At 70.6% G+C, this 21,269-nt stretch carries 18 protein-coding genes and 1 tRNA gene; 4 read left to right on the forward strand and 15 right to left on the reverse strand.

The window, feature by feature from the left end; translation table 11 throughout:
• The first annotated feature begins 265 nt into the window (after nt 1–265).
• Both ACWDU4_RS03380 and ACWDU4_RS03385 read left to right on the forward strand, forming a co-directional pair.
• Complete coding sequence (locus tag ACWDU4_RS03380) at nt 266–634, forward strand: PH domain-containing protein (protein ID WP_450112434.1); 369 nt, start codon at nt 266–268, stop codon at nt 632–634.
• Nucleotides 635–1,978: 1,344 nt separating this feature from the next.
• Entirely contained in the window at nt 1,979–2,248 is a 270-nt protein-coding gene (locus ACWDU4_RS03385; protein ID WP_450112435.1) for a hypothetical protein, read from the forward strand.
• A 140-nt stretch (nt 2,249–2,388) separates the two neighbouring features.
• Here ACWDU4_RS03385 and ACWDU4_RS03390 read toward each other — a convergent pair.
• Nucleotides 2,389–2,461 (reverse strand) — tRNA-Thr (locus ACWDU4_RS03390).
• Between the two features lie 69 nt (nt 2,462–2,530).
• Nucleotides 2,531–3,724: a DNA polymerase III subunit delta' gene (locus ACWDU4_RS03395; protein ID WP_450112436.1), complete on the reverse strand. Its 1,194-nt coding sequence runs from the start codon at nt 3,722–3,724 to the stop codon at nt 2,531–2,533.
• Nucleotides 3,725–3,848: 124 nt separating this feature from the next.
• On the opposite strand from ACWDU4_RS03395, the gene ACWDU4_RS03400 reads away from it, so the two are divergent.
• The gene (locus ACWDU4_RS03400; RefSeq protein ID WP_450112437.1) at nt 3,849–4,244 is read left to right on the forward strand and encodes a VOC family protein; all 396 of its coding nucleotides are present in this window, start codon (nt 3,849–3,851) and stop codon (nt 4,242–4,244) included.
• On the opposite strand, the gene ACWDU4_RS03405 is transcribed toward ACWDU4_RS03400, so the two are convergent.
• The 4 genes from ACWDU4_RS03405 to ACWDU4_RS03420 form a co-directional block, all read right to left on the reverse strand.
• Nucleotides 4,181–4,909: a helix-turn-helix domain-containing protein gene (locus tag ACWDU4_RS03405; protein WP_450112438.1), complete on the reverse strand. Its 729-nt coding sequence runs from the start codon at nt 4,907–4,909 to the stop codon at nt 4,181–4,183. The two genes, ACWDU4_RS03400 and ACWDU4_RS03405, sit on opposite strands and share 64 nt — an antisense overlap.
• A 16-nt stretch (nt 4,910–4,925) precedes the next feature.
• Complete coding sequence (gene topA / locus ACWDU4_RS03410) at nt 4,926–7,883, reverse strand: type I DNA topoisomerase (protein ID WP_450112439.1); 2,958 nt, start codon at nt 7,881–7,883, stop codon at nt 4,926–4,928.
• A gap of 103 nt (nt 7,884–7,986) precedes the next feature.
• Nucleotides 7,987–8,571 carry a hypothetical protein gene (locus ACWDU4_RS03415; RefSeq protein ID WP_450112440.1) on the reverse strand — a complete coding sequence of 195 codons (585 nt, stop codon included), beginning with the start codon at nt 8,569–8,571 and terminating at the stop codon, nt 7,987–7,989.
• 132 nt (nt 8,572–8,703) lie between these two features.
• Complete coding sequence (locus ACWDU4_RS03420) at nt 8,704–8,907, reverse strand: cold-shock protein (protein ID WP_005515803.1); 204 nt, start codon at nt 8,905–8,907, stop codon at nt 8,704–8,706.
• Between the two features lie 376 nt (nt 8,908–9,283).
• Between ACWDU4_RS03420 and ACWDU4_RS03425 the strand changes: the two genes are divergently transcribed.
• Nucleotides 9,284–11,641 carry a DEAD/DEAH box helicase gene (locus ACWDU4_RS03425; RefSeq protein WP_450112441.1) on the forward strand — a complete coding sequence of 786 codons (2,358 nt, stop codon included), beginning with the start codon at nt 9,284–9,286 and terminating at the stop codon, nt 11,639–11,641.
• A gap of 55 nt (nt 11,642–11,696) precedes the next feature.
• Here the strand turns inward: ACWDU4_RS03425 and ACWDU4_RS03430 are convergent, their stop codons facing one another.
• The 9 genes from ACWDU4_RS03430 to ssd form a co-directional block, all read right to left on the reverse strand.
• Entirely contained in the window at nt 11,697–14,213 is a 2,517-nt protein-coding gene (locus tag ACWDU4_RS03430; protein ID WP_450112442.1) for a lysylphosphatidylglycerol synthase domain-containing protein, read from the reverse strand.
• Between the two features lie 9 nt (nt 14,214–14,222).
• Entirely contained in the window at nt 14,223–16,163 is a 1,941-nt protein-coding gene (locus ACWDU4_RS03435) for an amino acid transporter (RefSeq protein ID WP_450112443.1), read from the reverse strand.
• Nucleotides 16,164–16,329: 166 nt separating this feature from the next.
• Nucleotides 16,330–16,746: an Rv3654c family TadE-like protein gene (locus tag ACWDU4_RS03440; protein WP_450112444.1), complete on the reverse strand. Its 417-nt coding sequence runs from the start codon at nt 16,744–16,746 to the stop codon at nt 16,330–16,332.
• Nucleotides 16,743–17,090 carry a TadE family type IV pilus minor pilin gene (locus tag ACWDU4_RS03445; protein ID WP_450112462.1) on the reverse strand — a complete coding sequence of 116 codons (348 nt, stop codon included), beginning with the start codon at nt 17,088–17,090 and terminating at the stop codon, nt 16,743–16,745. Before ACWDU4_RS03445 ends, ACWDU4_RS03440 begins: the two co-directional genes overlap by 4 nt.
• Before the next feature lie 20 nt (nt 17,091–17,110).
• Nucleotides 17,111–17,335 carry a DUF4244 domain-containing protein gene (locus tag ACWDU4_RS03450; protein WP_450112445.1) on the reverse strand — a complete coding sequence of 75 codons (225 nt, stop codon included), beginning with the start codon at nt 17,333–17,335 and terminating at the stop codon, nt 17,111–17,113.
• A 54-nt stretch (nt 17,336–17,389) separates the two neighbouring features.
• On the reverse strand, nt 17,390–17,974 hold the full coding sequence (locus ACWDU4_RS03455; protein WP_450112446.1) for a type II secretion system F family protein: 585 nt from the start codon (nt 17,972–17,974) through the stop codon (nt 17,390–17,392).
• Nucleotides 17,971–18,780: a type II secretion system F family protein gene (locus tag ACWDU4_RS03460; RefSeq protein ID WP_450112447.1), complete on the reverse strand. Its 810-nt coding sequence runs from the start codon at nt 18,778–18,780 to the stop codon at nt 17,971–17,973. The genes ACWDU4_RS03455 and ACWDU4_RS03460 overlap by 4 nt, the downstream gene beginning before the upstream one ends.
• Entirely contained in the window at nt 18,777–19,946 is a 1,170-nt protein-coding gene (locus ACWDU4_RS03465) for a TadA family conjugal transfer-associated ATPase (protein WP_450112448.1), read from the reverse strand. The genes ACWDU4_RS03460 and ACWDU4_RS03465 overlap by 4 nt, the downstream gene beginning before the upstream one ends.
• A complete protein-coding gene (ssd, locus tag ACWDU4_RS03470; RefSeq protein ID WP_450112449.1) occupies nt 19,943–21,034 on the reverse strand; it encodes a septum site-determining protein Ssd in 1,092 nt (363 codons plus the stop codon). The genes ACWDU4_RS03465 and ssd overlap by 4 nt, the downstream gene beginning before the upstream one ends.
• Nucleotides 21,035–21,269 lie beyond the last annotated feature (235 nt).

Genomic DNA, 21,269 nt, shown 5'->3' on the forward strand with positions numbered 1-21,269 from the left:
GTAACCCGGCTGCTGCGGAGATCCCGACTGGTCCGGCGGCGGGGGCTGGTTCGGTGGCCGGTTCGGGTCGGCGTCGGGATCGGTCATCGCACTACGTCCTTTCCGTCCAGGACAGGGTTACTGGAGAACCTAGCCTGATTATCTCGACGACGCCTCGACACGGTTGCTTGTCCGGTCCTGGTGCACGGGTTAGATTTCGCCCGAGCATGCCGCCGTTCGCGCGCTCTGGCCGCGGCAACCCCACACCGAAGGGGAGGAACCCTGAATGACGGACCAACCGACATTCGACAAGGCCGATCAGTTGAAGCAGGTCCAGCAGGACCTACTCGAGGGCGAGGTCGTCATCGCGGTCTACGACTGCACCGGCGCGGGCACCGGGTTTCTCGGGCTGACGAACCTGCGAGTGGTCATCCAGGACCGCAGCTTCGTCGGCAAGCGCACCGCGATCACGTCGATCCCGTACAAGAACATCCGGTCGGTCTCGTTGCTGAGCAACAAGTCCTGGGCCGGCCAGTTCTTCTCCTCCAGCAGCGTCGCGCTGACCGCCGGACCGGACACCTTCGAGGCCGACTTCCGCGGTACCGAGAAGGCACATCACGTGCACGCCGTGATCCTGGACCGAATCACCCGATAGCGGTTGGCAGTTGTGCACAGCCCCTGTGCACAACCGCGGCAAAACCCTGAACAGATTTCCCCAACCCTGTGGAAAACCTGGGGACGGCGGATGAAAATCAGGCACCGACATTCGGCCTACCTGCAGCAATGGATTTTCACACCTGTTGACAACTCCGGATTCGACGCCCTGTGGACAACCCGTACGCGGGATCAGCGAGGTGGTGATGGGGTCGACGGCGTGGCCGCGTGACGGTGTCGCGGAAGCCGGACACTGTGGGGGTGGGCCGGTCGGCACAGAGTCCGTGGAGAAACAGATGCCCCTGGGAAGCGGTTAGCTCTGCCATAGCCGCCTCGGGTTGCAGCACAGGGGCGGCCCGCCGGGCTGAGGGGGCGCCGGCGGGCCTACGCCGTTACGCGGAGGGGCGACAACGACGCGGGGCGATGGTATTGCTCAGGTTTTGTGACTTGCGAGTACCGAACCGACCGGTTTTCATGGACCGCCGTCCAGTTCGGACGCCGAGCCCACAATTAGCGGCAGATGCGCCAGGCCCGGACACATGAATGGACCCGAAGGGCAGCGAATGGGATGGCGGCGCGCGACGACGCGAGGGTTGCCCCGGCCGCAGATTGCCGCGAGTTGTCCTGAGACTCGCGGCCTCGATGCGACCGGGGCGCCGTCGAGAATAATTCAGCAATCAACAAGTTAACCAGATTTACGAGCGTGTCGAACGACACTGTGTTTCAGGTTTCACCCGAGCAAGCCCGATGCGCTCGTCGGGTGCAGCGCCCGGCCCGACGATGCGAGCCGAAACCGACCGATGCCGACCCGGCTTGCGCCTCCCGCTCCCCCGGAACACAGAAAGCCCCAGGTGGATCAAGCTCTCACCCGGGCGCCGAGCTGCCCGAGAGAATCCAAATCGGGCCTTGACCTGCTTTGTTCCGCCACGGCCCGCTGGCGCCGCTCGACGAACCGGCCCGCTCAGGCATGCAAAGGTGGACATCGCCACACTGTTCAGGCACCTCACGAGGACGGGCAATGGAGCTCTCGCGATCGCAGCAGGCATTGCCCACGCCGTGGTCGGGATCATCAGCGGGACCGATGCGCAGGGCGATGATTCACAGCTGCCTGGGTTCACAGGCAGGGCTTCTATCATCGATCACAGACCGAGAAAATCGATCTGACCAGGTCCGCCGTGAGCGAACTCGGTCGCACAACATCGGTCACGGGCCTGCCCGCCAGGTGACGACCGCCGAGCTCGACGGGCCTGCGATGACCGATCTCGGATCGGAACAAGCCATGAGCAACACATCAACAACCCCAAGGTCACGCAGGCTGCAGATCAGGGCCGCCGTAATCGCCGTGATGACAGCGCTCCCACTCGGCCTGGCGGCTGCTCCCGCAATCGCGGAGCCCGCTGCGATGGTCGACCATCCGTGGCAGCAGGACTGCGACCACAACGGGCCGTGGCAGTGGCAGCAGAACCGTGGGAACTGGGAGTGGGGTAACTGCGACAACGGCAACGGCCACTGGGAGCACCGAGATCACGGCAATGGTGACTGGCAGTGGCATCGCGACCGCGACGTGCCGCCACCGTCACCATTCGGCAGCCTCGGGCCTCTCTTCGGCAGCTAGGCAGAGTCGTCGAGGTCGCCAACCAGAAGCCGAATGGGAGGTGCTCCGACGGTTCCCGACCTGGGGTTTCGTGCCCTTCACCCGACGCGCAAGCGCGAAGAAGCCCCAGGTGAATCGTGCTCTCACCTGGGGCTTCGCCGAGCTGCCTGAGAGAATCGAACTCTCGACCTTTTCATTACGAGTGAAATGCTCTACCGACTGAGCTAAGGCAGCGCGCCCGGTCTCGCAACCGAGCAAGCGGAAGTCTAGCGGCTCTCCCCCGAAACACGAAAATCGGGTCCGCTATCCCAGCTCGGCGCCCAGTCTCGCCATCATCGCGGCCACTGCGAACTGGGGTTTCACGTTCGTGTCGAGCGCCTCACGGCAGTCGAGGACCGCCTCGACGCACTTCAGCAGCGCCTCGGGGCTGCCGACGGCGGCCATCTTCTGGACCTGCTCGGCCCGGTCCGGATGGTTCAGTGTCGCGGTGGACCCGAGCGCGGTGGCGAGCGCGTCTCGATACAGGCCGGCCAGGTCGATGAGCGCGCGGTCGAGGCCGTCGCGTTTCATCCGGGTCTCGCGCGACTTCTGCCGCCGCTCGAGGTCCTTGAGCACCCCCGCCGAGCCGCGCAGGGCACCGGCCGCGCCCTTGCCGGTACCACCGGCGCCGAGCGCGGTCCGCAGTTCGTCGGTCTCGCGCTCGTTGATCTCGGCGTTGAGTTCCTTGGCCTCCACGTCGAGCTCCCGGACCAGTTCCTCGGCGACGGAGTACCGGGTCGACCAGCGTGTCGCGGCGGACGCCAGCGCCAGCCCCTGGTCGCGGCGGCGGCGGGCCGCGTCATTGGTGGCCAGTCGCCGGGCCCGGCCCACGTGGCCGCCGCTGATCCTGGCCGCATCCAGCGCGGTCTGCTCGTCGAGTCCGTCGCTCTCGCGCAGCACCGCGGCGATCGACTCGACGGACGGCGTCACCAGCCCCACGTGCCGGCACCGGGACCGCAGTGTCACCGAGATGTCCTCCGGGTCCACGGAAGGCGCGCAGAGCAGGAACACGGTCCGCTCCGGCGGCTCCTCCACCACCTTCAGCAGCGCGTTCGCCGCGCCTTCGGTGAGCCGGTCGGCGTCTTCGATGATCATCACCTGCCAGCGCCCGGTGCTGGGCCGACGGGCGGCGGTCTGCACGATCTCGCGCATCTCCTTGACGCTGATGCTCAGCCCCTCGGGGATCACTCGCCGCACGTCGCCGTGGGTACCCGCGAGGACGGTGGTGCACGCGTGGCACCGCCCGCAGCCGGGCTCCTCGTCGCTGGTGCACTGCAGCGCGGCCGCGAAGCACAGCGCGCCGACCGAGCGCCCCGACCCGGGCGGGCCGGTGAACAACCAGGAATGCGTCATGAGCGACCCGGCCGCCTCCGCCCCGCCGCGCGCCGCCGTCGCGGCAGCGATCAGTTCGACCTCGACATCCTGCTGGCCGACCAGTCGATCGAACACTCCTGCCATGCGCACCACCCTATCGACCGGGACCGACCTCGGGTGAGCCAGCGGCACGAGGGCGCACGTCCGAACCGCGGGGGGCGTCCGAAACGTTCAAGACGCGACGGCCGGCCACCCCTACCGTCGAGGGATGACAGCACACATCGCCGTGATCGGTCTCGTCTCCGCCGATCTGACCCGCAGCTTCGAGTTCTACCGTCGCCTCGGCCTGGATCTGCCCGCGGACGCGGCCGGGCAGCCGCACGTGGAGGTGCCGTTGCCGGGCGGACTGCGGCTCGCGTTCGACACCGTCGAGACGATCCGCTCCTTCGACCCCGACTACGTGCACGCGGCCGCGGGCGGCGGGCCGTCACTGGCCTTCGACTGCGGTACCCCCGGCGACGTGGACGCGATGTACACCGAGCTGCTCACCGTCGGCGGGACGTCGACCCTCGCGCCGTTCGACGCCTTCTGGGGGCAGCGCTACGCCACGCTGACCGACCCGGACGGCAACCACGTCGATCTGTTTGCGGCACTGCCCGGCTGAGCGAGCAGTTCCGTCAACGGTTTTCCGGCCAGGGCCCGCACCTCGCGGGCCAGGTGCGCCTGGTCGGCGTAGCCGCCGTCGGCGGCGACCCGGGCGAAGGCGTCCCCCGCCCGCGCCGCCGACAGCGCCCGGTCGAATCGCAGCACCCGGGCGAGGGTCTTGGGCCCGTACCCGAACGCGGACAGCGACTTCCGGTGCAGCTTCCGAGGGCTCCAGCCGAGTTCGGCGGAGACCTCGGCGACCGTGGCACCGGCGGCGAGCCGCGCCGCGATCGCCGTCTCGACCGGCAGGTCGGGCGTGTCGAGGCGGCGCCGCACCTCGGCGGTGAGGGCGCCGAGCGGATCGGTCTCCGCGTCCCCGGCCAACCGCCTCACCGCCGCATCGGACCACAGGTCCGACAACGCAATCCTGGTGTCGCGCAGTTCGTTCGCCGCGATCCCGAGTACGCGGGGGCCCAGGCCGGGGGCGAAGCGCAGCCCGATCGCCCGCGGGCCCGCCGCCGTGGTGCGGTGGGCGCGGGTGTCGGGACCGGCGACGAGGAAGCCGCCGTCGTGCCAGATCACGTCCATGCACCCGTCCGGGAGCACCAGCGTGCCGTCCCTGCCGACCCGCTCCACCGTCCAGGCGACGGTGCCGGGCAACGCGACCGACAGTTCCCGGTACACCGCCACTCCCGGCGCGTCAGTCCTCGGCGGCCGGCTTCTTCGCGGGCGCCTTCTTGGCCGCCTTCTTCGCCGGGGCCTTCTTCGCGGCCGCCTTCTTCGCCGGAGCCTTCTTGGCGGGGGCCTTCTTCGCGGCCGCCTTCTTCTTCACCGGGCCGCGAGCCCGCCTGTCCGCCAGCAGTTCCGCGGCGCGCTCGTCGGTGATCGTCTCGACCTCGTCACCCTTGCGCAGGCTGGCGTTGGTCTCGCCGTCGGTGACGTAGGGGCCGAAGCGGCCGTCCTTGATCACCATCGGCTTCTCGGTCACCGGATCGTTCCCGAGTTCGCGCAGCGGCGGCTGCGCGGCACCCTGCCGGCCGCGCCGCTTCGGCTCGGCGTAGATCTTCAGCGCCTCCTCGAGGGTGACGGTGAACATCTGCTCCTCATTCGCCAACGACCGGGAGTCGGTGCCCTTCTTCAGATACGGGCCGTAGCGACCGTTCTGCGCGGTGATCTCTTCCTTCGACTCCGGATCGACGCCGACCACCCGCGGCAGCGACAGCAGGCGCAGTGCGTCCTCCAGCGTCACGGTCGCGACGTCCATCGACTTGAGCAGCGAGCCGGTCCGCGGCTTCGGCCCGGCGGCCTTCTTGGCCGCCTTCTTCGCGGGAGCCTTCTTGGCCGGGGCCTTCGTCGCGACCGCGCCGTCCGCGTCCGCGCCGGCCACGGGCACCGGAACGATGTCCGGCGTCGGTTCGGGCTCCGGCTCGGGCAGCAGCTCGGTGACGTAGGGGCCGAATCGTCCTTCCTTGGCGACGATCACGTTCCCGGTGAGCGGGTCGGTGCCGAGGCGACGGCCGTCCTGCGGGGTCGCGAACAGCTTCTCCGCGTACTCCGGGGTGAGCTCGTCCGGCGGCAGGTCGTCGGGGAGGTTCGCCCGCTGCGAGACCAGGTCCCCTTCCGGGTCGTCGGGATTGACGACCATCCGCTCCAGGTACGGACCGAAGCGGCCGACCCGCACGTGTACCTCGCGGCCCTCGGCGTCGTCGAACAGCCGGATCGAGTTCACCTCGCGGGCATCGATGCCCTCGAGGTTCTCGCCGACCATCTTCTTCAGTCCGCCGGCCCGGGCGACCGAACCCTCCGGCCCCTCGTCGCCGCCGAAGTAGAAGCCGGACAACCAGTTTCCGCGCTGCTCGCGGCCGCCTGCGATCTCGTCGAGATCGTCCTCCATCGCGGCGGTGAAGTCGAAGTCGACGAGCCGGCCGAAGTGCGCCTCGAGCAAACCGATGACGGCGAACGCCACCCACGACGGCACCAGCGCGCTGCCGCGCTTGTAGACGTACCCGCGGTCGAGGATCGTCTTGATGATCGACGCGTAGGTCGACGGCCGGCCGATACCGAGTTCTTCGAGGGTCTTGATCAGGCTGGCCTCGGTGAACCGGGCCGGCGGATTGGTGGTGTGCCCGTCCGGGTCCAGCTTCGAGGCCGTGACGCCCTGCCCCGCGACGAGGACCGGCAGCCGGGACTCGGCGTCGTCGGACTGCCCGCCGGCCTCCTCGTCGACGGACTCGACGTACGCCTTGAGGAAGCCGGGGAACGTGATGGTCCGGCCGGACGCCGAGAACGTGGCCTCCTCGCCCGAACGCGCCGTGCCGGTGATGCGCAGCGTCAGCGTGGTGCCGCGAGCGTCCTGCATCTGCGAGGCGACCGTGCGCTGCCAGATCAGCTCGTACAACTTGAACTCGTCGGTGCCGAGCTGGCTGTGCAGCTGCCCCGGCGTCGCGAACACGTCACCGGCGGGCCGGATCGCCTCGTGGGCCTCCTGCGCGTTCTTGACCTTGCGGGTGTACTGCCGCGGCGTCGGGCTGACGTACTCGGCGCCGTACAGCTCGGTGGCCTGCGCGCGGGCGGCCGAGATCGCCGACTCCGACAGCGTGGTCGAGTCGGTACGCATGTAGGTGATGTGGCCGTTCTCGTACAGCCGCTGCGCGGTGCGCATGGTCCGCTCGGAGGAGAAGCGCAGCTTGCGCGCGGCCTCCTGCTGCAGCGTCGACGTCATGAACGGCGCGTACGGCTTGCGGCTGTACGGCTTGTCCTCGGCGGACGCGACCGTCAGGTCCACGCCGTGGAGCGCCTCCGCGAGCGCGCGGGCTGCAGACTCGTCGAGCACGGTCACGCCGCCGGGCGCGGTCGCGCTGTTCGCAGCCTTGAGTGCGCCGTCGGCGCCGAAGTCGCGGCCGGTTGCGACACGGTTGCCGTCGACGGCGACCAGCCTGGCCCCGAAGGTGCGCGGGCTGGCGTCCGCACCGGCGTCGAGGGTGGCGGAGATGTCCCAGTACTCGGCCGAGCGGAAGGCCATCCGCTCCCGTTCCCGCTGGACGATGACACGGGTCGCCACCGACTGGACGCGGCCTGCCGACAGCTTCGGCATGACCTTCTTCCACAGCACGGGGCTGACCTCGTAGCCGTAGAGGCGATCGAGGATGCGGCGGGTCTCCTGCGCGTCGACCAGGTCCTGGTCGAGGTCGCGGGTGTCCTCGGCGGCGGCGAGGATGGCGGGCTTGGTGATCTCGTGGAAGACCATCCGGCGGACCGGAATCTTCGGCTTGAGCGTCTCGAGCAGGTGCCAGGCGATGGCCTCGCCCTCGCGGTCGGGGTCGGTGGCGAGGAAGAGTTCGTCGGCGTCCTTGAGCAGGCCCTTGAGTTCGGTGACCTTCGACTTCTTGTCGGGGCTGACGACGTACAGGGGCTCGAAGTCCTGGTCGACGTTCACACCGAGCCGCGCCCAGGGCTCGCCCTTGTACTTCGCGGGCACGTCCGCCGCGCCGCGGGGCAGGTCGCGGATGTGGCCGACCGACGCCTCCACCACGTAGTCCTTACCCAGGTAGGGGGCGATTTTGCGGGCCTTGGTCGGCGACTCGACGATCACGAGCCGACGCGTCCGGCCGGCAGCGGTGGTGGTGTCCCCCGCCGTGTCCTTGTCCCGAGTTGCCACGTCCCTGCCTGCACCTTTCTCGACCTGTATTTCGGTGATCACCCGATTACCAGGGTGACACATCGCGGATCAATCCTCGCAGATCAGCTCCGCGACGACCGTTTTACACCCGGGGCCACGCGGCAGATGCCTCCGCCCCTGCCGGCGGTTCGCCGATGTTCTCCACCAGCCGCAGCAGCCGCCGATGGCCGACGATCCGCAGCCCGGGGGCGGTCCCCCGGGTGCCGAACAGGGTCGGCGCGATTCCCGCCCTCATCAGTGACTGCGCGAGGGGCGCGAAGGTGTCGGGGGCGCGGGGGTCCAGCCCCAGGACGAACCGGTCACCGTCGTTCTCCGCGTGGCCTGCGGCGAGCGCCCACGCCCGCAGTGCCCGCGGCCCCGGCACCCATCCGGGCGGCACCGCCTTGACCGCACCCCGCGTCCACCGCACGGCGAGCACGGCCAGTTCGGGCACCGACGCGGTACGGACCAGTGGGCTGCCCTCGTCCGACCGCGTGAGCTCGGCGACCAGGCCGACGTCCTCGATCATCTCGGCGATGGCCTCGGCCCGCCAGCCGGCGTCGACGACCACCGACACCCGCGCGCGGTCCGCGGTGGCCGCGATCTGTCCGGGCCCGGCCAGCAGCCCGTCGAGGTCCGACACCTCGGGTGGCACCGTCTCCGCGGAGAAGAACGACAGCTGGTTCATCCCTCGGACAGTAGCCCTGTCGCGCAGGGTTGTTCATGCGACGCAGGGAGGGGAACTGCGCGCCAACACGACTCGTCCCCCGACACCGTGCGGTGGCGGGGGACGAGAGATTCGTACCCGGTTACAGGTGAATCAGATGGCGCGAACGCCAGTGGCCTGCGGGCCCTTGGTGCCCTGGCCGACCTCGAACTCGACGCGCTGGTTCTCCTCGAGGGTGCGGAAGCCGCTGCCCTGGATCTCGGAGTAGTGGACGAAGACGTCAGCGGAGCCATCCTCGGGAGCGATGAAGCCGAAGCCCTTCTCCGCGTTGAACCACTTCACAGTGCCCTGTGCCATGCTTTTCCTTCTCTTTCTAACACCGGATGCGGCGGACGGCGCTCACAGCCCACCGGGCCGGTTCCGACCGCTGTACCGCTGATTTCCCCCTCAGGAAAAGCATCGAGCACCGCGCTCGCAACATCGTCCTGCGAGCGCGTACACGAACACAGAAGCTGCGACCGCGTGTTAGTCAACCACGCTTCCTGCGACTGCAACAGTCGAAAATCCATAAAGAAATGATCTTGTTGCCAACTACCGGTCGGTAACCGCAGCTCAGGGCGGCTGTCGGGACTCACCCGGGGCTCGGTTCCAGGCCCGCCGGGCGCCCCCAGTAGCATCAAAAGCCCAGGTCGGAGAGTGTGACCTGGCCAACACAGAACTCGGAGAACAGGCAGTGGACGAACCGGCGAGCTACGGACGCCAACTGCTCGGCCGAGTACTCGCCGGCACGCCCGCGGGCGACGACCCCCTCACCCACGTCGCCGATCTGCCCGCGCGCGAATCCCGCTTCGCGCAATGGCCGGGTTGGGCGAACCCGCAAGTGGTGGAGGCGCTGCGCGAGACCGGGATCCCGCTGCCGTGGACCCACCAGGAACGGGCCGCGAGCCTCGCCGCCGGCGGAACCAACGTCGTCGTCGCCACCGGCACCGCGTCCGGGAAGTCCCTGGCCTACCAGCTGCCGGTCCTGACGGCGCTCGCCGAGGACCCCCGCGCGACCGCGCTGTACCTGGCCCCGACCAAGGCGCTCGGCGCCGACCAGATCCGCGCCGCCGTGACCCTCTGCGACGGCGCGGACGACCTCGCCGACGTCTACCCCAACGCGTTCGACGGCGACACGCCGCAGGAGGTCCGGCAGTGGGTGCGCGGGAACTCGAGGTGGGTGTTCACCAACCCGGACATGCTGCACGTCGGAATGCTCCGGTCGCACCAACGTTGGGCGCACTTCTTCCGCAGGCTGCGCTACGTGGTGATCGACGAATGCCATTCCTACCGGGGCGTGTTCGGATCCAACGTCGCACTCGTCCTGCGCCGGTTGCGCCGCATCGCCCGACGGTATGCCGCCGACCCGGTGTTCGTGCTCGCCAGCGCCACCACCTCCGATCCCGGCGCCGCGGCGTCCCGGCTGATCGGCGCCCCGTGCGAGGAGGTCGTCGAGGACGGCTCGCCGCACGGGCCGCGCACCGTCGCCCTGTGGGAGCCCCCGCTGCTCACCGACGTGACCGGGGAGAACGGGGCCCCGGTCCGGCGCGCCGCCGGTAGCGAGGCCGCCCGGATCATGGCCGACCTGATGGTCGAGGGTGCGCGCACGCTGACGTTCGTGCGCTCGAGGCGCGGCGCCGAACTGACCGCGATGAGCACCCGCAGGCTGCTCGCCGAGGTCGATCCGGATCTGGCCGACCGCGTCGCGGCCTACCGCGCGGGATACCTCGCCGAGGACCGCCGCGAGCTCGAGGCCGCGCTCGCCGACGGCACCCTCCTCGGCGCAGCGACCACCAACGCACTCGAACTGGGCGTGGACATCGCCGGGCTCGACGCGGTGGTCGTCGCGGGATTCCCTGGCACCGTTGCCTCGTTCTGGCAGCAGGCCGGCCGGTCCGGGCGGCGCGGTGAAGGCTCGCTGGTGGTGCTCGTCGCCCGCGACGACCCGCTCGACACGTACCTCGTGCACCACCCGTCCGCGCTGTTGGACAGGCCGGTGGAGGCCACCGTCACCGACCCCGACAACCCGTACGTCCTCGGCCCCCAGTTGCTGTGCGCGGCGATGGAATTGCCGCTCAGTGACGCCGAGGTGGTCGAGTTCGGCGCCCTCGACCTGCTCACCGACCTCGCCGCGCAGGGCCTGATCCGCCGACGGGCACACGGGTGGTTCGTCACCTCCGGATCCAATCCCCATGCAGCAGTGGACATCCGAGGCGGCATCGGGCTGCAGGTCGCGATCGTGGACGCCGAGTCGGGACGACTGCTCGGCACCGTGGACGGCGGACGCGCCCCCGCCACCACCCATCCCGGGGCCGTCTACCTGCACCAGGGCGAGTCGTTCGTCGTCGACACCCTCGACCTCGAGGAGGGGTTGGCGCTCGTGCACGCCGACACCCCCGAGTGGACCACCTCCGCCCGCGAGACCACCGACATCGCCGTCACCGCCGTCCTCGACCACAGCGACCACGGCCCGGTCACCGTCGCGCTGGTCGAGGTCGAGGTCACCCACCAGGTCGTCGGCTACCTGCGCCGGCTGGCGTCCGGCGAGGTGATCGACTCGGTGGAGTTGGACATGCCCGCCCAGACGCTCCCGACCCGGGCCGTGATGTACACGGTGACCCCGGAACTGCTCGAGGGCGCGGGCGTCCCGGCCGACCTGTTCCCCGGCGCACTGCACGCCGCCGAGCACGCCGCGATCGGACTGCTGCCGCTGGTCGCGACCTGCGACCGCGGCGACATCGGCGGGGTGTCGACCGCCCTGCACGCCGACACCGGACTTCCGACAGTATTCGTCTACGACGGGCACCCGGGCGGTGCCGGGTTCGCCGACCGCGGGCACGCGCAACTGCGCCACTGGCTGACGGCGACGCGGGATGCGATCGACTCCTGCGAGTGCAACGCCGGCTGCCCGTCGTGCGTGCAGTCACCCAAGTGCGGCAACGGCAACAACCCCCTCGACAAGGCCGCCGCCGCGGCGCTGCTGACCGCGGTCCTCGGCGCCCTCCCCACCCCCGACGCGACGACCGCTGTCACCTCACCGCAGGTTCCGTAATGTCACATTGGGTCACTTGGCGATACCCAATGTGACATTACGGAACCTGCGCGGGTCAGACGAGGTCGTTGCGTTGCAGCCAGCGCAGGGTGGGCCAGCCGATGAACACCGGCAGCCAGCAGGTGAGTACCCGGTACAGCAGCACCGAGGGCACCGCGATCGCGGCGGGGACGCCGAACGCCGCGAGACCACCGATCAGCGCCGCCTCGACAGCACCGACACCACCCGGCGTCGGGGCGGCCGAGGCCAGGGTGCCGCCGATCATCGTGACGATGGTGACGGTGACGAACGCGACGGAGCCGCCGAACGCCTCCACACTCGCCCAGAGCGCCAGTGCTGCACCGAGAGTGGTCGCCGCACAGCCGCCGACGATGATGAGGAACCGTCCGGGATCGCGCGCCAGATCGACGAGTTCGGCGGTCAGGTCCGCGATCTGGGGGCGGAAGTCGTCGCGCAGCCACCGCCGCAGTTTCGGGACCACCATGAACGCACCGACCGCGCCGAACAGCACTCCCACGATCAGGTAGATGACCGTCGCGCTGGGGATGAAGTGCGACAGGTCGGCGTTCTTGCCCGCCGCGAAGCTGAAGATGATCAGCAGCCCGAGGTGCGTGACCACCTGCACCGTCTGCTGCAACGCAACGGCCGCGGTGGCACGCACGCCACCGAGTCCGTTGCGTTGCAGGAACCGCACGCTCAGGGCGAGACCACCGACCCCGGCCGGAGTGGTCGTCGCTGCGAAGGTGTTCGCGAACTGCATGACGGTCAGGTGCCGGAAGTTGACCGACTCGGTCGCGCACGCCCACAGGGCGGCGGCCGCGCCGATGTAGGTCAGGCCCGACACCGCCAGCCCGAGCAGCACCCACAACCAGTTCACCGAGCCCATCTCGGTGAGGAAGGTCGGGACCTGGCTGATGAACGGGTAGGCGACGTACACCAGCCCGATCAGCAGCACCAGCTGGATGAGCTGGTTCCGGGAGAAGCGGGTGACCTGCTCGTCGCGGATGACCTCGGTGTCGGTCTGGGTCCGGACCCCCGCGCGGACTGCGCCCATCAGCTCGCCGGGCTCGCGGACCGCCCGGCGGATCCGGCTCGGGGTCGCGGTGCGGGTCAGCCGCCCCGACGCGGCGATGACCCGTTCGGGCCCCACCGCGTCGATCGCCGCCGCCACCGCGCGCTCCACGCCGTACAGGTCGGCGGTCACCAGCAGAAGTTGCGCGGTGTCGGAAAGCAGCAGCGAATCGGACGCCCCGATTTCGGAGCGCGCGAATCCGTCGAACAGCACCTTGCCGTCGTCGATGCGGATGTTCTCGGGACGCAGGTCACCGTGGGACATCTGGTGGGCGTGCAGCCGTCGCAGCCCGTCCCACACCGCGCTCAGGTGGTCGAGGTCGTGGCGGTCCAGCGGTGTGCCGCGAGAGGTGGTGTGCGCATACATCATCCACCCGCGGTCGAGGACCCCCACCGCGACCGGGACGTTGGCGGACAGGCCGAGCGCCCCCAACGCCGTCGCCATCAGTGCCCGGTGTTCGACGGCACGGCGCAGCGACGCGAACGGTGGCAGCGTCTCGCTGCTGCGGAACGTCAGCCACCTGCCTGCCTGCCGGACCACGCCTTCGGTCCGCTGGTGCTGACCGAACAGGTCGAGGATCAGCGTGGTCTCGGTCCCGCCGCCATCCGCCGCCTCGGCCCCCGGGAGATCCGCCGACGCCGTGTTCGCCGGCGAATCGGCGTCGGCCGCGACGGGGTCGGGGACCCCCGCATGCTCGGCCGGCGGGAAGGGCCCGTGCCCGACCTCGGCGCCCGGCTCCAGCCGGCACCGCGCCGCCAGCACCAGCGGCCCGGGGCCGGCCGGGCTGAGGACGGTCAGTTCCCGCACGCCGCGACCGCGCCGGCCGAGCACCCGCAAGGCCAGGTCGACCGGAACCTCCAGCGCGGGGGTGCCGACGAACAGCACGACCAGCGCACCGACGAACCAGCCGACGGTGAGCCCGAGCATGGCCCGGGCGGGGACCATGGCGCTGACGAACAGGTGGATCGGCACGAACGCCAGCAGCAGCACCCACCAGAGCCGACGCCACCGTCTCGGCAGCCACGGCCCGCACACCGTCAGCACGGCCGCGAGCATCGCGATCCACCGCGAGTCGTCGAGGAACTGGGACAGGAAGGTGTCCCGGTGCTCGCTCAGGTCCAGGTGCCACTGGGGTGCGGCGATGCCGTCGCCGGTGATCGACAACGCGACACCGGCGATCAGCGCGGCGACCGCGTAGCCGGCCAGCAACTTCCAGCGTCGTCCGAAGACCATGCCGACGAGGATCGCGAACGGCAGCGCCAGGATCGCGACCCCGTACATCGAGTACACGCGGTTGGACAGTTCCGGGGAGGCGACGCCGATCAGATCGGAGATCGAGTTCTCCAGCGACTCCCACCGCCCGCGCGTCAGGTACGAGACCACCACCACGGCCACCACGGCCAGACCCGACAGCACCACCCTCAACTGGTCGCTGGTGCGACGTCGCAGCGGCTGCAACAGGCTTCCGTGGACCGGGATCTCCCGGCCGTCGACTCTCATACCCGCCCCCTACCCGACGTGGACGTGCGGTCGGCGGGACACGTCCGGCTCGGCCCGGCGCAGTACTTCTCTGGTGACCGGGGCCACCTCGCCCTGACCGATGAACAGGAACCGCAGCAGGTTCGAGATCGGGTTTCCCTCGGTCCAGTCGAAATACACGTGCGGGATGGCCCCGGTCCGGTCCCGGATGTCGAGGAGAACCGCGGCGATGGTGTTCGGGATCGCTGCGCTGTTGACCCACAGGATCCGGTGCTCGTCGCGCTGCCGGCCGTGGACGCGTAGCTTCGTCGCGAACTCCGACGAGTCCTTGATGTTGACCTCCAGGAACAGGATCGGTTCGGTGTCGGGAAGGTGGCTCTCGGCACGCTGTTTCGCGGCCTTGGCACGGTAATCCGCCGAACCTCGCCGATCGACGTCGTGGGTGACGATTCGGATGGTGCCGCGGGCGGCCTCGTCGATGAAGCGCTGCGCGGTCTCGTCGTAGCTGACCGAGTCGGCCCGCAACTCGAACGCCCGACTGAACCGGGACGCGAACGACACCAACAGGATTGCGATGATGAACAGGGTGGCGACCTGCACGCCCTCCGGCCGTTCGAAGACGTTTACCACGGTCGTGTAGAGGAAGATCGCCGACACGACAGCGAACCCGACTGCCTTGCGGGGCTGGCCGCGCCGCCGTGCGGAGATCGTGACGGCGACCGCCGCGGACGTGATCAGCACCAGAACTCCGGTCGCGTACGCGGCGCCCTGCGCGTCGACGCCGGCATCGAAGTACCAGGTGATCGCGAAGGCGATCGTGGCGAACACCAGCACCAGGGGACGGACGGCACGCGCCCAGTCCGGGGCCATCCCGAAGCGGGGCAGGTAGCGCGGCACCAGGTTGAGCAGCCCGGCCATCGCCGACGCGCCCGCGAACCACAGGATGGCGATCGTGCTGACGTCGTACACGGTGCCGAACCCGTTTCCGAGATACTCGTGCGCCAGGTAGGACAGGGCCCGCCCGTTCGCCTGCCCCCCGGCTTCGAACTCCGCTTCGGGAATCAGCACAATGGTCAGGAAGCTCGTGACGATCAGGAACCCGCTCATGATCAGTGCCGATGTGGTGAGCAGGTGCCGGGCCCCACGGATGCGTCCGCGCGGCGAGGAGGCGGTGTCGGTCTCGTCGCCGGTGATCTGCGGCATCACCGCGACCCCGGTCTCGAAGCCGGACATCCCGAGTGCCAGCTTGGGGAACACGAGCAGGGAGACGGCGATCATCGCCCACGGGCTGCCGTGCTGCGCGGACAGCGCGTGCGTCCAGTCGGTGACGACCGACGGCGCCGTGGCGACGTGCCAGAAGCCGGCCACCACGACCACGAGGTTCAGGGCCAGGAACGCGGCGACCAGAGCGACCGCGATGCCGATCGCCTCGGAGAACCCCTTGAGGAACACCGCCGCCAGCAGGGCCAGCAACACCAGGGTGACCACCAGGTTGCGCCCGTCCAGGAAGCTCGGGGCGAACGGGTTCTCGACGACGTGTGCGGCACCGTCGGCGGCCGAGAGCGTCATCGTGATGATGAAGTCGGTCGCGGCGAAGCCGAGCAGCACGAGGACGAAGATCTTGCCACCCCAGCGCGGCAACAGTTTTGCGAGCATGGCGATCGAGCCCTCCCCTCGGGGGCTCTCGGCCGCGACCCTCCGATACACCGGCAGCGCTCCGAGGAGGGTCAGCGCGACGAGGACGAGCGTGGCCAGTGGCGACAGCACACCGGCAGCCAACGCCGCGATGCCGGGCTGGTACCCGAGGGTGGAGAAGTAGTCGACGCCGGTCAGGCACATCACCTTCCACCAGGGGTGCTTGTGCTCCTCCTTCTTCGGCGGTGACCGGAAGGGCCCCTGGTGCCCGGCGGGCTCCTCGGTGATGTCCGCGAGCAGCCACGATCGCAGTCGCAGCGCGGAACGGTCCGTCATGGTCACACCCGAATCCTGCCATTGGCCCCGATACCCGGCGCCGAGGATATGTGCGTGTTGCACATCCGGGCGTGCTAACGACGGGTCGAGCCCGTACCGGGCCGACCGTTCGGTCCCGACGGGCCCCACCCGCCGGCAACAACGCAGCATCGACCGAACCACACGGTCACCGGGCAGGCGAGCGACTCCGCGCCGAGTCGGCCCCTGTCCGGGAAGTGCCGGTTCCGGTGGCGACACCTCGGTCCGCGGCGGGCCCCGCGCGGGCCGCGGCGGTCGCCTCCGTGTACCCGAGCGAGAGCGGCACCGGAACCGCCACCCTCACGACCGCGTCCCAGCCCTCCAGCCGGCACTCGAGCACCGTGGCCCGCGACCGGCCTGCGACTTCGCCGGCAGCGGTGCACGCACCGTCCACCCCGAGATCGGCCACGCCCGCCGCGGCCAAGGCTCCGAGGTCCGCGACGGCCTGCGCCCGGTGCCGGGTCACCAACGCCGAGCCGAGATACCCGACCGCCGCAACAACAGCCACAAGCGCCAGCATCGCGAAGCACGACAACACCGTCGCAGAGCCACGCTCATCCCTCACCGCGACCCTCCCTCATCGACAACCGAGTCCTCGAGCGCTGCAACGGCTTCCGCGGAAACCTCGAGCATCGGAAACAGGGCCGCGTCGACCCGAACGCGCGCGGTCACGAACCCTTCGGCCTCGTGCAGATCGATGCGCGCGCCGTCCGGCGCCACCCGCCGCGCGGCCGGTACCGCCTGGTCGTGGTCTCCACGCGCCGCCAGACGCGCCGCCTCCCGCGCGGCGTCGATGCACCGCACCTGCGCGGTCACGGCGAGCACCGCGCCGACGCACAGAATCACGACCACGACGATCGCCGTCAACGCGATCGCGGCCTCGACCGTGACCGCACCCCGGTCGCCGATTGCCGGGGTGCGGCCGGTGACTACACCGACGTGCTGAGCGCCTTGTCGATGATGCCGGTCAGCGCGGAGACGATGCTGTCGCCGGTGACCACCGAATACAGCACCGCCCCAAACGCCGCGGCAGCGATGGTGCCGATCGCGTACTCCGCGGTCGACATGCCGTCGTCCGCCACCGCGGCCAGCAGCAGGCGCATCCGAAGCACTCGTGCACCGGCCCGAATCGAACGCAGTCCCTTGTCGGACATGACTTTCCCCCTTGATCTTCGTCGCGGCCGTTCCGCGACGACGTGCGTGTGCTGTCACAGCAACCCCTCACCGAGCACGTGTGTGGCGAGCCCGATGACGACCGGGGCGATACCCAGGCACAGGAACGCGGGCAGGAAGCACAGGCCGAGCGGGCCGCTGATGAGCACACCGGCACGTTCGGCTGCCGCCGCGCCGCGGTCCTCGATCGAGGCGCGTTCCTCGGCCGCGAGTTCGGCCATGGCGTCAGCGAGCGCGGATCCGGATCGCGCCGAGCGCCGGGCCATCCGCGACAGCGCCTCGGTTTCGGGGCAGGTGCCCGCGTGCTGCCACGCGATGTCGGGCTCGGCCCCGAGCGCCAGGAGGTTCGCCGCCCGGCGCAGCACCTCCGCGAGTGGATCCGGCGCCTCCTCTGCCACGGCGGCGGCTGCGGCGGCCACCGGCAGGCCGGATCGCATGCACGCCGCAAGCAGGTCGTAGCTGGCCGCGCCCGCCAGCGGATCCGGTGACGCCGGGCCGGCGCGTCGTGGGACGACGTCCGGGACGTGCCCGGGCAGCGCCCGCAGCCGCGCACGGGCGACGGTCGGACCGGGTGCCGCGAGCACCGCCGCGGCGAGGGCGAGCCCAACCGCGCCGATCATGCCGTCGCCCGGGTGGTGATTCGGTCGGCCCAGGCCAACCCGGCGCAGGCGAGTGCGGTGCCGACGACCAGTAGGATGCCCCCGAGCCCGCCGGACAGCAGCACCCGCACGGGCCCCGCACCCATCATCTGGCCGAGTCCCACGCCGAGCAGCGGTAGCCCGGCGAGGACACCGGCCGTGGCCCTGGCGCCGGCCATCCCCGACTCCACTCGAGCGCGAAACCTGATCCGCCCCAACAGATCTGCCCGTGCCGCTTCGAGCAGATCGGCGAGCGCGATGCCGTGCCGTTCGGCGATCTTCCAGGCGGCCGCGATGCGGTCGAGGTCCGAAGCGATGTCCGCGTCACCCGATTCGCCGCGACGACCCTCGGCGACAAGCCCCTGCGCCGCACTCCCCCCGAGGCGTGCGGTGGCGGCAGCGGACCGAAATGCTTGGGCAACAGAACCTTTCGTCTCGTCCGCGGCGCCATTGCACGCGGCCTCGGGGTGCGCTCCGACTCGGAGATCGGCGATGACGACCTCGAGCGCCGCGAGCAGGGCCCGGAGCTCCACCGCACGACGGCGGGTCCGCCGCGATCGCCGCACCCGATATCCCACGGTGCCCACGACCATCGCCGTCGCCGCGCCGGCGGCCGGTTCGACGACCGTCGCGGCCGTGACCGCGGAGGCAGCGAGCGCCACACCGATTCGGGGCAGCGCCCCGTGGACCGCGCCGCGCCGGTCCGGCCGTGACCGCAGCCGGTGCCGTGCCGGCGACGCCGGCACGACGAGCAACGCCACCGCCGCAACCATCAGTGCGGCGGTCACCGGTTCGCCCGTTCCAGCAGAGTGCGCAACCGGTCCGCACCCGGACCCCAACCCTCGCGCCACGCGGGTACCACCATCACCTCGCCGGAGGAGTTCCTTTCCAGCACAGCCACTTCTGCCAGAGACCGATGGCCGGTCGCGTCCCGGCGGCAATGCAGGACGACCTGCACCGCGGCGGCGAGCTGACTGTGTAGCGCCGCCCGATCCATCCCACCGAGCGCCGCGAGCGCCTCCAGCCGGGCGGGCACCTCCTCGGGCGAGTTGGCGTGGACGGTTCCGGCGCCACCGTCGTGACCGGTGTTCAGCGCGGTGAGCAGATCCACCACCTCGGCGCCGCGAACCTCACCGACGACGATGCGATCCGGCCGCATCCGAAGTGCCTGGCGCACGAGGTGCCGAACCGACACCTCCCCCACCCCTTCGACATTCGCCGGACGAGCGACCAGTCGCACCACGTGCGGATGGTTCGGGGCAAGTTCGGCCGCGTCCTCGACGCACACGATCCGCTCACCCGCCGAGACCGTCGCCAGCAGCGCGGCGAGCAGAGTGGTCTTGCCCGCCCCGGTCCCGCCGATCACCAGGAACGCCAGCCGCGCGGCGACGATGCGGCGCAGCAGCTCGTGCGATTCCGCCGTCAAGGTGCCCGAACGGAGCAACGCGTCGAGGCCCTGTGTGGCCGGCCGCAGCACCCGCAGGGACAGACAGGTACCGGCCTGCGCGACGGGGGCGAGCACCGCGTGCAGGCGCACCCCGAAGTTCGCGCCGGGTGTGCCCGGCAGCCGGCCGTCCACCCATGGCTGGGCGTCGTCCAGTCGCCTGCCCGCGGCGAGTGCGAGACGCTGCGCGAGCCTGCGCACCGCGGCCTCGTCGGCGAACGCGACGGGGGCACGCTCGAGCCCGTGCCCCCGATCGACCCACACCTCGTCCGGGCCGGTGACCAGGACATCCGACACGTCGGGCTGCCCGAGGAGCGGTTCGAGGATCCCCGCCCCGGTCAGTTCGGTCTGTAGGGTCCGCAACGCCTCCAGCAGGTCGGTGTCACCGAGCACCCCGGACGCCTCGGCGCGGATCGCCGCGGCCACCGTCGCCGGGGTGGGCGTGTCCGACGTCTGCGCAAGCCGCCCACGCACCCGGTCCAGCAGGTCCGCGGACACCAGCGCGCTCACGAGTCCCGCCCGGCGGTAGCGACGAGGTCGAGAACCGCCGTGGCCGCGCGGCGCAACGGCGATCGACCGCGCAGCCGCAGCCCGCCGTGTTCGAGCGCGGTGGCCAGACCCGGCTCCGGACGCATCGACGCAAGAACCGGCACGCCAAGCAGATCCGCGATCTCGGTGCCACGTAACCCACCCGGCGCCGGACCACGAACCACCGCAACGACATTGGGATGCTGGTCCCGCAGCCCGGCGAGCAGCGCCTCGGCCGCGGCGACCGCGCGCACTTGCGCGCGAATCACCACGACGACGACGTCGGCGAGGCTCAACGCGAGTTCCGTGACCGTGCGCGAGTACCGCGGCACGTCACACACCACCACGTCCCCGGCGGCGCGACCCGCCTCGACCACGGCGGTGAGCGCCGCCGCGCCCGGCTCCTCGAGTCCCGGCCCGCGACCGCACGACAGGACCGAGACGCCCTCCCCGAGACCGGGCAGCGCGGCGTGCAGCGCAGCAGCCGACACCGCACCACCCTCGACGAGCAGCGATGGCCACCGCAGTCCCGGCCGCTGCTCGGCACCGAGAAGCAGGTCCAGGCCACCTCCGAGAGCGTCGCAGTCGACGAGCAGGGACCGCCGCCCGGGGCACTTGACGGGGCCGGTCAGTGCGAGCGCGGCCGCCAGAGTCGACGCGCCGGCGCCGCCGCGACCACCCACGACTGCGACGACCGGTCCTCTTCCGTCACGCCCCTCGGCGCGCCGGGCGAGGGCGGCCACCAGGTCCGCCTCTCCGGCGGGCAGGCTGAGCACCGATTCGGCACCCACAGCGGTCGCGGCGCGCCATTCGGGCGCCCCGGGCGGGCCGGAGCAAACGAGGTGCACCCCACCGCGCCGGGGCAGGTTCGCTCCCGCGCACCCGTGGGCCGACTCCGCGTCCACCACGACGTGGGAGGCGCCGACCCACAACCGGCGCGGCGCAGGCGAGGGGTGCTCGACGATCTCGCGGTCGGCCGCAGCACCGGCGCGGCGGACGCCGGAGGACAGTTCTGCATCGGCGGTGAGCACGAGGACCTGCAGCCGTTCCGCGTCCCTTGGTGTGTCCATGCGTCGAGCGTGCGGGCACGGACAGCGGCGCACCAGAGGGTGTCCGCCGATTGTGGAGAACTTTCGTCGCCTGTGGACAACCCTCGCGACCTGCCTCGAAAACGGCGATCCACCAGGAGCTTCGGCACCCGGACCGAAGAAGACCCCCGCCAGGGGGGGAGGAGGCGGGGGTCTTCGGAGTTCAGTCCCGGGGGGTCGGACTGAACACACCTAGATCAAGTCCAGGTACCCCTGA

Source organism: Rhodococcus sp. NPDC003348, from assembly GCF_053589375.1.